The 16,052-nt window shown below is 72.6% G+C and carries 13 protein-coding genes; 12 read left to right on the top strand and 1 reads right to left on the bottom strand.

Going from position 1 to position 16,052, the window contains the following annotated elements:
* Positions 1-15: 15 nt before the first annotated feature.
* Positions 16-1,065, bottom strand: coding sequence for a zinc-binding alcohol dehydrogenase family protein (locus tag BLW85_RS02270; RefSeq protein ID WP_074990251.1), 1,050 nt, complete (start codon positions 1,063-1,065; stop codon positions 16-18).
* Positions 1,066-1,190: 125 nt separating this feature from the next.
* Here BLW85_RS02270 and BLW85_RS02265 point away from each other — a divergent pair, with 125 nt between their 5' ends.
* The 12 genes from BLW85_RS02265 to BLW85_RS02210 all read left to right on the top strand — a co-directional run bounded on the left by BLW85_RS02265 (position 1,191) and on the right by BLW85_RS02210 (position 15,964).
* A complete protein-coding gene (locus BLW85_RS02265; protein WP_070029267.1) occupies positions 1,191-1,781 on the top strand; it encodes a TetR/AcrR family transcriptional regulator in 591 nt (196 codons plus the stop codon).
* Between the two features lie 235 nt (positions 1,782-2,016).
* Positions 2,017-2,937, top strand: coding sequence for a serine hydrolase (locus BLW85_RS02260; RefSeq protein ID WP_074990249.1), 921 nt, complete (start codon positions 2,017-2,019; stop codon positions 2,935-2,937).
* 164 nt (positions 2,938-3,101) lie between these two features.
* Positions 3,102-3,512 (top strand): pantetheine-phosphate adenylyltransferase, encoded by a 411-nt coding sequence (coaD, locus tag BLW85_RS02255; protein ID WP_074990246.1) that lies wholly within the window; start codon positions 3,102-3,104, stop codon positions 3,510-3,512.
* Positions 3,513-3,763: 251 nt separating this feature from the next.
* Positions 3,764-4,804 (top strand): tetratricopeptide repeat protein, encoded by a 1,041-nt coding sequence (locus BLW85_RS02250; protein WP_074990244.1) that lies wholly within the window; start codon positions 3,764-3,766, stop codon positions 4,802-4,804.
* Positions 4,801-5,820: a polyprenyl synthetase family protein gene (locus tag BLW85_RS02245; protein ID WP_074990242.1), complete on the top strand. Its 1,020-nt coding sequence runs from the start codon at positions 4,801-4,803 to the stop codon at positions 5,818-5,820. Before BLW85_RS02250 ends, BLW85_RS02245 begins: the two co-directional genes overlap by 4 nt.
* 339 nt (positions 5,821-6,159) lie before the next feature.
* Entirely contained in the window at positions 6,160-7,221 is a 1,062-nt protein-coding gene (locus BLW85_RS02240; protein WP_070029262.1) for a LacI family DNA-binding transcriptional regulator, read from the top strand.
* 120 nt (positions 7,222-7,341) lie between these two features.
* Positions 7,342-9,015 carry a ribulokinase gene (araB, locus tag BLW85_RS02235; protein ID WP_074990241.1) on the top strand — a complete coding sequence of 558 codons (1,674 nt, stop codon included), beginning with the start codon at positions 7,342-7,344 and terminating at the stop codon, positions 9,013-9,015.
* Positions 9,016-9,094: 79 nt separating this feature from the next.
* The gene (locus BLW85_RS02230; protein ID WP_074995933.1) at positions 9,095-9,799 is read left to right on the top strand and encodes an L-ribulose-5-phosphate 4-epimerase; all 705 of its coding nucleotides are present in this window, start codon (positions 9,095-9,097) and stop codon (positions 9,797-9,799) included.
* A 14-nt stretch (positions 9,800-9,813) separates the two neighbouring features.
* A complete protein-coding gene (gene araA / locus BLW85_RS02225) occupies positions 9,814-11,319 on the top strand; it encodes an L-arabinose isomerase (protein WP_074990240.1) in 1,506 nt (501 codons plus the stop codon).
* A gap of 879 nt (positions 11,320-12,198) precedes the next feature.
* Positions 12,199-13,401 (top strand): substrate-binding domain-containing protein, encoded by a 1,203-nt coding sequence (locus tag BLW85_RS02220; protein WP_079172227.1) that lies wholly within the window; start codon positions 12,199-12,201, stop codon positions 13,399-13,401.
* On the top strand, positions 13,401-14,951 hold the full coding sequence (locus BLW85_RS02215) for a sugar ABC transporter ATP-binding protein (RefSeq protein ID WP_074990239.1): 1,551 nt from the start codon (positions 13,401-13,403) through the stop codon (positions 14,949-14,951). Before BLW85_RS02220 ends, BLW85_RS02215 begins: the two co-directional genes overlap by 1 nt.
* Complete coding sequence (locus BLW85_RS02210; RefSeq protein WP_074990238.1) at positions 14,948-15,964, top strand: ABC transporter permease; 1,017 nt, start codon at positions 14,948-14,950, stop codon at positions 15,962-15,964. The genes BLW85_RS02215 and BLW85_RS02210 overlap by 4 nt, the downstream gene beginning before the upstream one ends.
* Positions 15,965-16,052 lie beyond the last annotated feature (88 nt).

Raw genomic sequence — 16,052 nt, 5'->3', positions numbered from 1 at the left:
CGGGCGCGGCTCTCCTCAGAGGGTGACGACGAGTTTCTGCGCGGAGACGCCGGCACGCAGCCGGCGCAGCGCGTCGGGGATGTGCGCGAGCCCGTGGCCGACGACGGTCGCGTCCGGTGCGGCCCGGTAGGTGCCGGTGGCGAGGGCGGTCGGCAGGAAGTCGGCGTAGATCGCCGGTCCGACCTCGTTGTCCTTCAGGGTGCCGCCCCAGATGCTGCTCACCCGCACACCCTGGCGCGGCGCCCGTCGCCCGGCGACGCGGGTGAACAGCGCGGGCTGTGCCGAGGCGATCCGTCTGCCGCCTGCGGTGCGGGCCGCGATCGCGATCGTCTTGGCGAGCGACTTGGACCCGATGGCGAGTGTGCCCGCGAGCGGTCTGTCGCCGATGCGTTCCACGATCTCCTCGACGGCGGTGGGGCTGGAGCGGTCGACGGTCTCGGCCGCTCCCAGCGACCGGAGGTAGTCGAAGTTGTGCGGTGACGCGGTGGCCACGACCTGGTAACCCGCGTTGCGGGCGAGCTGGATCGCGTTGCTGCCGACACTCGTCGAGCCGCCCCAGACGAGCACCGTCTCCGCCCGCTCGGCGGGGGCGGCACAGGGCAGCGCCAGTCCGAGGTGGTCCTGCTGGAACATGCCGGTCGCGGCGGTCGAGACGGCCAGCGGGACGACGGCGGCCTGCGCGAACGACAGGGAGTCGGGGATGGGGCAGACCATGTGCCGCATGAGTACGACGTAGTGCTGGAAGGCGCCCTCGGCCGCGCGGTTCTGCGACTTCTCGACGCCGAAGGCGTGCCCGAGGACGCGATCGCCCGGCCGCAGCCTCGTCACGCCCGGGCCGGTCTCGACGACCTCGCCCGCGACGTCCGAGCCCACGACGGCCGGGAAGGTCAGCCAGGGCAGGGCGAACCGGTAAAGGAAGCCCGGTATGCCGTCGACGGGATTCACGGCGACCGCCCGCACACGGACGACGACCTCGTTCGTCGCCGGGGGCGTGTAGGGGGCGGGCCCCACCTCGAAGCGCGCGCCTCGCTTCGGCAACCACAGCGCGGTGTTCTGACGGGTCATCTCCGGGCCCCTCTCCGTTGTCCGACCGCCGGGTCGCGGCCTCATGCCACGCGCCACCCCTGCGCGACCGAGACTAGGCAGTGTCTAGAATCTAGTCAATGACTATTTCCGGGTAGGATGACGGCATGTCTCATCGGCCCTTCCACCACGGCAATCTCCGCACCGTGCTGCTCGAACAGGCAGAGGTGGTGCTTCGGGAGCGGGGGATCGATGCGCTGTCGCTCCGTGAGCTGGCACGCGAGGCGGGCGTCAGCCATGGAGCCCCCCGAAGTCACTTCATCGATCGGGGCGCCCTCCTCGACGCATTGGCCGAGCGAGGCTTCATCCGACTCGCCGACCAGATCCGCGAGGCCGCTTCGCGCGTGCCCGAAGACCATGCACGGGTCCTTCACGCGGCGGCCTCCGCGTACCTGGCGTTCGCCGAGCGGGATCCCGCACTGCTCGACCTCATGTTCGCGACGAAGGTCGGCGAACCCTCGGAGGCCGTCCGCGGGGCGGCGGAGCGCCTGTTCGGCACCATGGCCGACATCATGAACGCGGGTGTGGAAGCGGGCGCGTACGACGCGGACGACGTCGGCCGGCTGACCCTGCTGCTGTCCGCGACCGTTCAGGGCATCGCGGCGCTCGTCACGTCACGACGCATCACGGCGTCTCAGGGCGAGGCGCTCGTCGACGACGCGATCAGGCTCTTCCTCAAAGGCGCGTCGGCCGGGTAGCGCCACCACGGGTGCCGGTCCGCTCAGCGGGAACGGAGGGCGCCGGCCAGGGCCGGTCCGCGCCGCCGTGCCCGGTCCCAAGGACCCGGCCGCGTTCCGGCGGCCTCCGGGGCGCACGCGCTTGTCGTCCCCGGAGGCGGAGGTCCTCCGGTCCGACGGCCCGTCACGCCGACGGCGGACACGCTCACGGTGAACACCCCTGCCCGGCACGGTCGTCGGGTACCACTGTGGGCGGATGATCGAAGAGACGATTGCCGAGGTGTTCGCGGCCGGCGGCTGCCGGGGAAGCCTGTGCGCGCTGGAGGTGGACGGTCCGGGGCGGGTGTCGGTGGCCGGGGGAGAGCCCGCGGTGGCGGCCTCCACGTTCAAAATCGCCGTCGGCCTGGAGTTCTTCTGCCAGGCGGCGCAGGGGGAACTGGACCCCGCCGAACGAGTGGTGGTCTCGCCGGCCGGGGCGACGCCGGGCGGCCAGGGACTCTGCATCACCGAGGACCCGGTGGAGATCTCCCTGCGGGACGTGGCCCGGCTGATGCTGACCATCAGTGACAACACCGCGGCCGACGTGCTGATCCGCCGGGTCGGCATCGAACGGATCAGGGCGCGCCTCACCGGGCTCGGGCTCACCGGCTTCCACCTGCCGGGCACCATCCAGCACGAGCTCGACACCGCCGCCCGCGGCGCCGGGTTCGCCGGCTGGGGCGCGATGGCCGGCATGATCCGGGACGCCGCGTCGCCGGAGGAGGGCGAGGCGATGTGGCGGCGGGTGCTCGCGTCGCCGGGGATGCGGCCGGGACGGATCAGCAGTGCGACCGCCGATGACCTGGCCGCCCTGCTCCGCGTCGTCTGGCGGGACGAGGCCGGACCCGCCCAGGCGTGCGCCCAGCTCCGCCGGACGATGGGACAGCAGCGGCTCACCCGGAAGATCGCCGCCGGTTTTGGGCCGGAGGTGCTGGTCGCGTCCAAGTCGGGGACCGTGCCGGGCGGGGTCAGCAACGACGTCGGCGTGGTCGCCTTTCCCGACGGACGGCGGTACGCGGTCGCCGTCCTCACCCGGTCGCTGACGCCCGGGGCACCCACTCGCGAAGACGTCCTCGGCACAGCGGCCCGGGTGGCCCTGGACCACCTGCGTACGGGCCGGGTTCCTCGATCCGAGTGAGGATCGCGGTGCCGTGTCCGGGGCGGTGTGTGTTCGGCGGGAGCGTCCTCGTGGCTCCGAGCGCCGACGGCGCCGACCTGGCCGGGGCAACTGTCGTCCGGTCTCGGCGCGTTGGCCGCCCTCGCGCTTCGTACCGGGGCGGCCGCTTGTTACTGTCTCCGATCATGCGAGCCCTCTTCCCAGGATCCTTCGACCCGGTCACTCAGGGGCACGAGGACATACTCCGGCGCGCGGCCCTCCTGTTCGACGAGGTCGTCGTGTGCGTGATGTCCAACCCGAACAAGACCGGCCGCCACCCGGTCACGGAACGTCTGGACCGACTCCGCGCGGCGGCACAGGACTTGGCCAACGTCACGGTCGACTCCCACACCGGCGGCCTGCTGATCGACTACTGCCGCCGAGCCGGCATCGACGTCGTCGTCCGCGGAGTCCGGGGCGTCGCCGACCTGGACTACGAAATGCCGATGGCGCGTATGAACCACGAACTGGCCGGAGTGGAAACGTTCTTCATCGCCGCGGACCCCGCCCTGGCCCACGTCTCCTCCACCCTCGTCACCGCGATGGGCCAACGGTAGAGCGGCCCGCGGCCGGGGTTCGGTCGCGCCGTCGACGCCCGCGAACGGCGCCGAAACCGTGGCCCCGGACAGCGGCGACGGGCCGGTGCCACGAAACCTTCACACCATGATCCACATGGCTCGGGCAACCCCCGCCGCCGAACCCGCGTCTTGATCGACAACAGACCGACATGCCCCGGTCCTCTCGGCCGGGGCATATTCACAGCGCGCTATACACGATGTGTATACACAGCGTTTATAGAAAGGCATGCATGTACGGCAAGGCTTTCGCTCCCGAGTACCAGGGCGCCCTGACCACCCTGTCCGTGAACTCCTCGCTGACGGACGTGCTGGCGGAAGGCATCGAGAAGCTGCGCGAGGCCGAGCGGTCGGGGCAGCCGGCCGAGGCCGCCCGCTGCGGGCTCGCCGTCGCCGAGGCGTACCGGCGGCTCGGAAACGTGGAGGAGGCCGACCGGGCCTGGAAGGCGAGCTACCGCACCGCTCGGGAGGCCGGGGACGCCGCGGCGATGGCCTGGGCGCTGTGGAGCGGCGGCACCCTCGCCCGCCAGCGCGGCGCGTTCCCGCTGGCCTGGCGGCTGCTCGGACTCGCGGCCGAACTCGGCGAGCGGGCCGGAGACGTCGTCTGCCGGGGCTATTCGCTTGCCGGACTCGCGGAGACCGGCCGCATCCAGGGCGACTACGAGGCGGTCGGCCGGCTGCACGAGCAACTGCTGGCCGAGGCCCGCAGGCGCGGCGAGGCCCGGCACACGGTGTGGGCCCTGGAAGGCATCGCCCAGATGCACCGCAACACCGGGGACTTCGACCGGGCGTACACGCTGTTCGAGGAGGCGGCGGAGATAGCCGAGCGCGCCGAGGACCGGCGCGGGCACGCGTGGGCGCTGCGCGGCCTCGCGGACATCCTCTCGGTGCGCGACAAGGACACCGAACGCGCGCTGGAACTGCTGTCGCGGGCGGAGGCCGGCTGCCGCGCGATGAACCTGTCCAGCGCGCTGGCCTACAACCACAAGATGCGCGGCAACGTCCTGTACCGGGCCGAACGCCACGAGGAGGCGCGCCGGATGTACGAACTGGCGCTGTCGGAGTTCCGCGCGATGAACGAGCCGCGGGGCGAGGCGCTCGCCCGGCTGGGCCTCGCGAAGTCGCTGGCACGGCTCGGCAGGAGCCGCGACGAGACGGCGGCCGAACTCGCCGACCTGGCGGCCTCGTTGGAAGGCGGCGGCCTCAAGCACGTGCAACGGCTGGTGAGCCGCGCCCAGGAAGAGTTCGGGCTCGACGCGGAGGTCGTACGGTGACCGCCCTTCAGGCCCCGCCCGCCGCACCCGAACTCCTCGCCCACTGCGCCGGTTTGGTGCGGCCGGCACTGCGCCGGGCGGTGGGTCGGCTGCACCCGTGGCTGGGTGAGATGGCCGCGTACTCCTTCGGCTGGTGCGAGGTGGGCGGCGCGCCCGCCACCGCACCCGGTGGCAAGGGCGTACGGCAGACGCTGGCGGTGCTCGGCGCGCGAGCGGCGGGTGCCGACGAGCGAGCCGGGATTCCGGCGGCCGTCGCGGTCGAACTGGTCCACACCTTCTCGCTGCTGCACGACGACATCATGGACGGCGACGCGACCCGGCGCCGCCGCCCGGCCGTGTGGAAGGCATACGGCACGGGCCCGGCGGTGCTGGCCGGCGACGCCCTGTTCGCGCTGGCCGTGGAGACCCTCGCCGCCGTGCCGCAGGGTGCCGGTGCCGTACGGCTGCTCTCGGCGGCCCTCGCCGACCTGATGCGCGGGCAGGCCGACGACCTGCTGTTCACCGGCCGGCCGTGCACCGGCCCGGACAGGGTGACGGTCGAGGAGTACCGGTCGATGGCGGAAGCCAAGACCGGTGCCCTGCTGGGCTGTGCCGCCGCCCTGGGCGCCGTGCTCGGCGGCGCGGACGAGGACACCACCAGCGCACTGGACCGGGCCGGACGGCACCTCGGCATCGCCTTCCAACTGGTCGACGACGTACTCGGAATCTGGGGCGACCCCGCCGTCACGGGCAAGCCCACGGGCGGTGATCTACGGGAGCGCAAGAAGACCTACCCCGTGCTGGCCGCCCTGGACACCCCGGCGGGCCGCGCCCTGCCCGAACTGCTGGACACGCCGGGGCGCGCCGAGGAGGCCGCCGAACTGATCGAGGCGGCCGGCGGCCGTACGGCGGCACTGGCCGAGGCCCGGGCGCACACGTCCACCGCCCGTGCCCTCCTGTCAGGCGCCCCACTGGCCGCCGGGGCCGCGGGGGATCTGCTCACGGTGCTGGACTTCCTGGTGGGTCGCGAGCTGTAACGCGTCGGCGCGGGTGCCGGACGGCGCATACGCCGGAGGATTGCCGCACCTGCGCTCGGGGCCGCCCCGGCTCTCGCGCTCGATTCCTGAAGCCCGCGCCGGAAGCCGCCGGCCATGAGGTCGTGAGGGGTGCGCGGATGAACCACGCGCGGTGTCGGGGCATCGCCCTGCAATCCCGGTGACGGCGCGTCCACCCGGCACCGGTCGTCGGGCGGTGCGCGCCGACCGCTCGACTGTGCGCGGGACAGGCCGAGTTGGGGCGCACGTAGGCGGCTTCACGTCCCTTGACGCCCTTACCTGTGAGCGCTAACAATGATGCCCATCACGGATCGGAGCCTCATGTCGCAGACCGTTGGCAGCACCGGCCCCCGCAGGGCACCCACCATGGCGGACGTCGCGCAACTCGCGGGTGTGTCGCACCAGACGGTGTCGCGGGTGCTGAGCAACCATCCCAATGTGCGCGAGTCGACCCGGGCGGATGTGCTCAGGGCGATCGGGCAGCTGGGGTACCGGCGGAACTCCTCGGCTCGGGCGCTGGTCACCCGGCGCACGCTCACCCTGGGCGTGGTGGCCTGCAATCCGACGCTCTTCGGCCCGTCCAGCACACTGTTCGGTCTGGAGGAGGCCGCCCGCGACGAGGGGTACATGGTTTCGGCGGTCACCTTGCGCCGCTACTCGGCCGCCGCCCTCAGGGAGGCGATCGACCACCTCAGCGACTGGGGGGTGGAGGGCATCGTGGTGATAGTCCCGCACCGCGAGGCGGTCACCGCGCTGGCCGAACTGCGGCTGCCCTTCCCGGTGGTGACGGTGGAGGGCGGGCACAGCCTGCCGATCCCGGTGGTCTCCGTGGACCAGGGGCTCGGGGCGCGGATGGCCACCAGCCATCTGCTGGCCGCCGGCCACCGCACGGTCTGGCACGTCGCGGGGCCGCCGAGCTGGCTGGAGGCGGAGGAACGGGCCAAGGGCTGGCGCTCGGTGCTGGAGGAGGCCGGCGCCGTCGTACCGCCGCCGATCCAGGGCGACTGGACCCCGTTGTCGGGCTACCGGGCCGGGCAGGAGCTGGCCGGCCGGGTGACCGCGGGAGCGGCCGGCCGCGGCTCCCCGGAGGTGACCGCCGTCTTCGTCGCCAACGACCAGATGGCACTGGGGGTGCTGCGCGCCCTGCGCGAGGCCGGTCTGTCGGTCCCCGGCCAGGTCGCCATCGCGGGGTTCGACGACATCCCCGAGGCCGAGTTCTTCACCCCGCCGCTCACCACCGTCCGGCAGGACTTCGCCGCGCTCGGCAAGGCGAGCATCCGGCTGCTGGTCAGCCGGCTGGAGTCCGGCACCACCCAGGGCGACGCCGAACGCGTGGTGATCGAGCCGCGGCTGATCGTCCGCGGCAGCAGCACCCACTCCTGACGGCGCTCCACGACCCTTCGACACCCTGCGACCCGCCCGGTGGACGCACCGCACCCGCGGGGCGGAAAGCGGGCGTCCGGCGCGGTCACCCGGCCGCGCCGGCCACGATTGGAGGAGACCTTGACCACCGATCCGCCCGCGGTCACCCTCGGCATCGACTTCGGCACGCTCTCCGGGCGCGCCCTGGTCGTGGCCGTCGAGGACGGCGCGGAACTGGGCAGCGCGGTGCACGAGTACACCCATGGCGTGGTCGACCGGGAACTGCCCCGAGGCGTCCCGCTGCCGCCCGACTGGGCGCTCCAGATGCCCCAGGACTGGCGTGACGTGCTGCGTCTCGCCGTACCGCGAGCGCTCGCCGACGCCGGGGTGACACCCGATCAGGTCGTCGGCATCGCCACCGACTTCACCGCCTGCACGGTGCTTCCCGCCACCTGGGACGGCACCCCGCTGTGCGAGCTGCCGGAGTACGAACGCCGCCCCCACGCGTACCCCAAGCTGTGGCGCCACCACGCCGCCCAGCCGGAGGCCGACCTCATCGTCGAACACGCGCAGCGGACCGGGCAGCCGTGGCTGGCCCGCTACGGCGGCAAGATCTCCAGCGAGTGGCAGTACGCCAAGGCGCTGCAAGTGCTGCGCGAGGACCCGGACGTCTACGCCGCCGCCGACCGCTGGATCGAGGCGGCCGACTGGATCGTGTGGCAGCTCACCGGCGCCGAGAGCCGCAACCCGTGCACCGCCGGCTACAAGGGCGTCCGCCAGGACGGCCACTACCCGGACGAGGCGTTCCTGGCCGGGCTGCACCCCGGTTTCACCGGCTTCACCGCCAAGCTGGAACACCCGCTGACCCCGCTCGGCGCTCCCGCCGGCAGGCTCACCGCCCGGGCCGCCGAACTCACCGGACTGCGCGAGGGCACGGTCGTGGCCGCGGGGAACGTGGACGCACACGTCACCAGCGCCGCCGCCCAGGCCCTCGACCCGGGCCGGATGCTCGCCATCATGGGCACCTCCACCTGTCACATCCTCAACTCCGACGTCCTCGCCGAGGTCCCGGGCATGTGCGGGGTGGTGCGGGACGGGGTGGTGCCGGGGCTGTGGGGGTACGAGGCCGGGCAGAGCGGCGTCGGCGACATCCTGGCCTGGGCCGTGCGCAGCGCCGTGCCGGAGGAGTACGCGGTCGAGGCCCGTCGGCGGGGGATCGGCGTGCACGAGCTGCTGACGGAGCGCGCCGCCGCCCAACCGGTGGGCGGACACGGTCTGCTGGCGCTGGACTGGCACAGCGGGAACCGCTCGGTGCTGGTCGACCACCACCTGTCCGGGTTGATCCTGGGCCTGACCCTCGACACCCGGCCCGAGGACGTCTACCGGGCGCTGGTCGAGGCCACGGCCTTCGGTACCCGCACCATCGTCGACGCGTTCGAGGCGGCGGGCGTCCCGGTGAGCGACTTCACGGCGGCCGGCGGGCTGCTGAAGAACCACTTCCTCATGCAGGTCTACAGCGATGTGCTCAACCGCCCCGTCCATGTGCTCGCCTCGGCGCAGGGACCGGCGCTGGGCGCCGCGATCCACGCCGCCGTAGCCGCCGGCGCCCACCCCGACATCCGCACCGCCTCCGCCGCGATGGGCCGCCGCCAGGAGAACGCCTACACCCCGGACCCGACCCGGGCCGCCGCCTACGACCGCCTGTACGGCGAATACCGGGTGATCCACGACCACTTCGGGCGCGGCGGCAACGACGTGATGCACCGGCTGCGAGCGCTGCGCGCGGCCGCCCTGTCCTCCTCCCCGAAATTGTGAGCGCTCACAGAGCAGGTTGTGAGCGCTCACCCGCATCCTCCGACCCTCCTTCCCCGAGAACGCCGAGGTCGCCATGGTCATGAACGCAGAGCCCCTGTCCCCGGACGCCGCCACGGCGGTCGCCGCGCTGCGCGAGGAGCTCAGCGAGCTCCATCAGGAACTGGTCCGCTACAACCTCGTGGTGTGGACCGGCGGGAACGTGTCCGGGCGCGTGCCCGGACAGGACCTGTTCGTCATCAAGCCCAGCGGCGTCCCGTACGAGCGGCTGACCCCGCAGTCCATGGTCGTCTGCGACCTGGACGGGCGAGCGGTCGACGGCGGAGGACTCCAGCCGTCCTCCGACACCGCCGCGCACGCCTACGTCTACCGGCACATGCCCGAGGTCAACGGTGTCGTCCACACCCACTCCACGTACGCCTGCGCGTGGGCGGCCCGCGGCGAACCGGTGCCGTGCGTACTGACCGCCATGGCCGACGAGTTCGGCGCGGAGATCCCCGTGGGCCCCTTCGCGATGATCGGCGACGACTCGATCGGCCGCGGCATCGTGGAGACGCTGACCGGGCACCGCTCGCCCGCCGTACTGATGCGCAACCACGGTCCGTTCACCATCGGCGCGAGCCCGCGCGCCGCCGTGAAGGCCGCCGTGATGTGCGAGGACGTCGCCCGCAGCGTGCACATCTCCCATCAGCTCGGCCGGCCGCTGCCGATCGACCCCGAAGCCGTCGACCGGCTCCACGACCGGTACCGCAACGTCTACGGCCAGCCCGGCACATCCGCGCAGTGAGGAGCCATCAGAGCATGACACCGCCCGCCGCCCCCGAGGTCTGGTTCGTCACCGGCAGTCAGGGGCTCTACGGGGAGGACACCCTCCGCCAGGTCGCCGAGCAGTCCCGGTCCGTCAGCGACCGGCTCGCCGCCCTACCCGGCGCCCCCGTCCGCGTCGTCTGGAAGCCCGTGCTCACCGACTCCGCGGCCATCCTCTCCTTCGTCATGGAAGCCAACGCCGACCCGGCCTGCGTCGGCCTCATCGCCTGGATGCACACCTTCTCGCCGGCCAAGATGTGGATCTCCGGCCTCGACATGCTCCGCAAGCCGCTGCTCCACCTGCACACCCAGGCCGACGCCGAACTCCCGTGGGCCACCATCGACATGGACTTCATGAACCTCAACCAGGCCGCCCACGGCGACCGGGAGTTCGGGTACGTCCAGTCGCGGCTGGGCGTGGCCCGCAAGACCGTCGCGGGCCACGTCTCCGACCCGGCGACCGCCCCCCGCGTGCACGCCTGGATGCGCGCCGCCCTCGGGTACGACGCGCTGCGCCGGCTGCGGCTGGCCCGGTTCGGGGACAACATGCGCGACGTCGCCGTCACCGAGGGCGACAAGGTCGAGGCGCAGCTGAGGTTCGGCGTCTCGGTCAACACCTACGGCGTCGCCGATCTGGCCGACGCCGTCGACTCGGTGACGGACGCGGCCGTCGACGCCCTGGTCGGGGAGTACGCCGACAGCTACCGGATGGCCCCCGAACTGGCCGACGGCGGCGGGCGGCACGACGCCCTGCGGTACGCCGCCCGCATCGAGCTGGGCCTGCGCGACTTCCTCACCGACGGCGGCTTCGGGGCCTTCACCACCAACTTCGAGGACCTGGGCCGCCTTCGGCAGCTGCCGGGCATCGCGGTGCAGCGGCTGATGGCCGACGGGTACGGGTTCGGTGCCGAGGGCGACTGGAAGACCTCCGCGCTGCTGGCGGCCCTCAAGACGGCCGGTGCCGGCCGCCCCGGGGGCACCTCGTTCATGGAGGACTACACCTACAACCTGGTCCCCGGGGAGCAGCTCATCCTCGGCGCCCACATGCTGGAGGTGTGCCCCAGCATCGCCGCGGGACGGCCCAGCTGCGAGATCCACCCCCTCGGCATCGGCGGGCGCGAGGACCCCGTCCGGCTCGTCTTCGATGCCGAGCCCGGCCCGGCCGCGGTGGTCGGTCTGGTCGACGTCGGCGACCGGTTCCGGCTGGTGGCCAACCGGATCGACGTCGTGCCGCCGCCGGAGCCGCTGCCCCGCCTCCCGGTGGCGAGGGCCGTCTGGCGCCCGGTGCCCGACTTCGGGACCGCGACCGAGGCCTGGCTGACCGCGGGCGGCCCGCACCACACCGTGCTGACCTCGGCGGTGGGCACGGAGGAACTGGCCGACCTCGCGGACATGCTCCGCACGGAGCTGCTGCTCATAGACGAGACCACCCGCATACGGCAGTTCGCCAAGGAGATCCGCTGGAACCAGGCGTACTACCGGCTCGCCGGGGGCCTGTGAGCGGGTACCGGCCCCTCGCCCGAAGGCCGGTCGCGCGACCGCGTCACCGGGCGACGAACGTGCCCCGGGTGACCGCCTGATCGAACGGGGGACCGGTCGGCGTGGGCCGTGCGCGGCTTTCCGGTGCCGCCCGGCGCACGGTCCACGGGGCGGCACCGCGTCCCGGCCCACACACCGCGGTGCCGGACGGACGCACGGTGTCCGCATGCGACAGCCAGGCCGTGCCGCCCGCTCGTACGCCTGGTCCGCGCACCTTCCGGAGCGGCGCCGGCCGCTGCTCTGGCGCACCCGGCCGGGCACCTCCGGGGGTCCGGCCCTGGGACATGCGGCCCGTTGCCGGCGCCCATCGACAAGGGAGTGAACGGCGCTGGTACGGGCGCCGGCGGGGGGAGCGGAGGGCACCTGAGTACTGCCTGACTTGGCATCAGGTGCCCTTCGATTCGTCTGACCTGACGCCGAGTCAACTGGCGTCCAGGTGGATCAACATGCCTACGTTCAGGGCGAGTCGGCGGTCTTCGTGACGGCCTGCCAGGCGGACCGGGACGGGGGCGTTTTTCTTCTGTGCAACACCTTGACGCCGTACCGGTGAGCGCTAACAATCTCTGGCAAGCAAGGGAGCACGGACAGGACCGCAACGCCGATGGCGGCGTCCGGCGGACGGTGTGGAGAGGTCTGCCGCCCGCTCCGGCCGTGGCTGCGCGGCTTGTTGGGAGAGAACCGTCCGGTCCGGCCTGCGGCCGGGAAGGGCGTGCTCCGGTGGTGCCCGTACGTCGGCGGCAGATTCTGGCGGCCGGGGCGGGGGTCGGCGCGGGCATGTTCCGGTCGGCCGAATGTGAGCGCTAACAGGCCGCGAGGCCTCTTCTGCAGAGGATGTCGAACATGCGTGGTGTGCGGTCCGCCCGGCGGTCGGGCACGAGACGAGGCGCGGGCCTGGCGACGCGGCCGGTGCGCCGGGGAGTTGTCGGGGTCGCCGCCGTGGCGTTGCTGGCGGTCGGAGGATGCAGCAAGAACGGTGCCGGCGACGGCTCCTCTTCGGGATCGGGGGCGGGCACCGGGCCGGGCGCGTCGACTTCCTCGGCCGGAACGGCCATCAAGGGCGACATCACGTTCAACGACGCGAAACTCGCGCAGCTGGACGCCGCGCTCAAGGCCGCCCTCGCCGGCAAGGACCTCTCCAAGCAGGACCTGGCGATGGTGGTGAACGTCGCGACGGACTACTGGAACGCCGGCAAGGTGGGGTTCAACAAGGGGCTGTCCTCCCTCGGAGTCAAGGGCACGTACCAGGCACCGGCCAACGGCCGGCTGGACCAGCAGCTGTCGATCATCCAGACGCTCAGGGGCCAGGGGATCACCGGACTGAGCGTGTCCGCGATCGACCCGACCGCCATCAAGGCGCCGATCAGCTCGGCGAACAAGGCCGGCATCCCGGTGCTGGCGATCGACTCGCCGCTGCCCAAGGACGACGGCGCTGCCCTCTACCTGGGCACGCCCAACTACCAGGCCGGGCAGAAGGCCGGCGAGGCCATGAAGCAGGCGCTCGGCGGCAAGGGCCAAGTGGTCGTGCTGGTCGGCTCGTTGACCACGTCCAACGCGGTGGAGCGGATCGCCGGATTCGAGGACGCCCTCAAGGGGTCCGGCGTGAAGGTGGTGCAGAAGCTCAGCGACGGAATGGACGCCTCCAAGGCCCTGTCCAACGCGCAGACCGCCATCCAGACCAACCCGAACGTCAACGGGCTGTACGGCGTGTACTCCTACGACGGCCCGTCCGCCGGACAGGCGGTGAAGGCGGCCGGGAAGACCGGCAAGGTGAAGATCATCTCCGACGACAGCGACCCGCAGACGCTCAAGTTCATCCAGTCCGGCGTCATCCAGGCGACCGTGCTGCAGCAGCCGTACCAGCAGGGGTACACCGGTGCCTACCTGCTCGCCGCCCTGAAGGTGCTGGGCAAGGACGCCACGATGAAGATCGTCCAGCCCTACCTGGAGTCGGACGGGACGACGCTCAGCTCCGGGGTGGGCCTGGTGACGCAGGCCAACCTCGCGGACTACCAGGCCAAACTGAAGCAGCTGGGCATCGACTGATGGCCGCCGGCAGCGAGACCGCCGCCTCCCTGCGCGGGGTCACCAAGGTGTACGGGCCGGTGAAGGTGCTGGACATCCCCCGCCTTGACCTGGCGCGCGGGCAGATCGTCGCCGTCGTGGGGGAGAACGGGGCCGGCAAGTCCACGCTGATGGGCGTGCTGTCCGGGACCGTCACCCCCAGCAGCGGGACCATCGAGGTGGCCGGTCGGCCGCTGGCCCCGGGCCGGCCCGACCACGCCCGCGAACTCGGGGTGGCGCTGGTCGCCCAGGAGTTCCCGCTCGTGGGCCGGCTGAGCGTCGCGGAGAACCTGCTGCTCGGCCGCCGTCCGGCGCGAGCGGCCGGGGGACCGCTCGGCCGGATCGTCGTCGACCGCTCCGCGACCCGGGCGGAGGCCCGGGCACTGCTGGCCGAAGTCGGCATCGAGCAGGTGGACGTGGACCGCCCGGTGGAGCGGTACCCGGTGCCGGTGCGGCAGATGATCGAGATCGCCAAGGCGTGGGGCCACCACCCGGTGGTGCTCATCCTCGACGAGCCCACCTCCTCGCTCGGTCCGGTCGAGGCAGAGCGCGTGCTGGACCTGGCCCGGCGGCACGCCGCCGCCGGGGGAGCGGTGCTGTTCATCGGCCACCGCCTGGACGAGGTACGGGCCGTCGCCGACCGCATCGTGGTGCTGCGCGGCGGCCGGCTGGTGGCCGACCTCACCCCGGACGAGGCGACCGAGGAGAGGATGATCCGGGAGATGGTCGGCAGCGAGCTGGCCCGGGCCGACCTCGCACCACCCTCCTCCGCCGAGCGGGCCCGTGTCCTCTCCGTGCGCGGCCTGACGGCGGACGGACTGGGTCCGGTCGACCTCGACGTGCGGGCCGGCGAGATCGTGGGCGTGGCCGGACTCATGGGATCCGGCCGCAGCCGGCTGCTGCACACCGTCATGGGCGCCCAGCCGCGGACCGCGGGTGAGGTCGTCCTCGACGGCGCGGACTTCAGCCCCGGCCACCCGGCAGACGCCGTCGCGGCGGGCATCGGCTTGGTACCCGAGGACCGCAAGGTGCAGTCGCTGCTGCCGGCCCACTCGGTGCGGTGGAACGTCACCCTGGCCACGCTGCGCCGGATCAGCCGGCGCGGAGTGCTGCGGCCGCGCACGGACAAGGAGCACGCGGCGCGCATCATCGAGGACCTGGGAGTGCGGCTGCACAGCCACGAGCAGCCGATCTCCGACCTGTCCGGCGGCAACCAGCAGAAGGCGGTCTTCGGGCGCTGGCTGGCCGCCCGGCCCAAGCTGCTGCTGCTCGACGAACCCACCCGCGGCGTGGACGTGGGCGCCAAGGCGGAGATCTACGCCCTGATCGACGAGGCCGCACAGGACGGCCTGGCCGTCCTCGTCGCCTCCTCGGAACTCGAGGAACTGCTGTGGATCTGCCACCGGATCGTGGTGATGGCCCACGGCAGGATCGTCGCCGACCTGCCGCGCGACCGGTTCGGCAAGGAAGTGATCATGACGGCGGCGGCCGGGACGCCCGGCGCGGCCACCCAGGGGAAGGCAAGCACATGAATACCAGTACGGCCGCGGTGCCGGCCTCGGAGGTGGCCGACGACAAGAGGCGCCGGCCGCTCGTCCGGCTGCTGCTGGAGACACCCGAGGTCGGGGTGGTGGCCGCCTGCGTCGTCGTCTTCGTCGCGCTGGCGCTGGACAAGTCGTCCTTCGCGGGCGCGGTCAACCTCCAGGGCATGGGCTTCGACCTGGCGCAGTACGGGCTGATCGCGATCGGCGAGTCGCTGGTGATCCTCACCGGCGGGATCGACCTGTCCGTGGGCGCGCTGCTCGGCACCAGCGTCATCCTGATGTCCTGGTTCAACGTCCGGGCCGGGCTCCCCCCGGTGGTGGCGATCCTGCTGACGCTGCTGATCGCCGGGGTCGTCGGCCTGATCCACGGACTCGCCGTCACCCGGCTGAAGATGGCCCCGTTCGTGGTGACACTGGTGACCTACACCGTCGCGCAGGGCGTCACCCTCGCCATCACCTCGGGCACGTCGATCACCGGCATCGGCGGCACGTTCAGCGACCTGGGCCAGATGTACGTGGCGCAGGTGCCGCTGCCGCTCATCCTGTTCGTGGTCGTCGCGGTGATCGCCTGGTTCTTCCTGGAACGCACCTACGCCGGCCGGCAGGTCTACGCCGTCGGCGGCAACCCGGAGGCGGCCCGGCTGGCCGGCATCCGCGGCGACCGGCGCATCGTGTCCATGTACGTGACCAGCTCCCTGCTGTCGGCGTTCGCCGGGATCCTCGTGCTCGGCCGGATGGGGGTCGGCTCCGCCAGCGGAGTCGGCGTCGGCTGGGAGCTGTCGGCGATCGCCGCCGCGGTGATCGGCGGCGTCAGCCTGGTCGGCGGCCAGGGCCGGATCATCGGCATCGTCGCGGGCACCATCCTGCTGGAACTCATCAACAACGGGCTGACGACCCTTCAGATCAACCCCAACTACACCAACATCGTCCTGGGTTGTGTGCTCGGTCTGGCCATCACCGCCGACCGCCTGCGCGCCCGCAGCATCGCCCGCCGCGGCTGAGCCGCCGCCCCGGATCCTGCCCCGGGGCGGCACCACCGCCGGCACCCCTCTGCCCGCACCGCGCCCGGTCCGCCCCGGCCGAGACGCA

Source organism: Streptomyces misionensis, assembly GCF_900104815.1.
GTDB lineage: Bacteria > Actinomycetota > Actinomycetes > Streptomycetales > Streptomycetaceae > Streptomyces > Streptomyces misionensis.
Note: the sequence above shows the minus strand (reverse complement) of the source record. Positions and strands in the feature narration are given on the sequence as shown.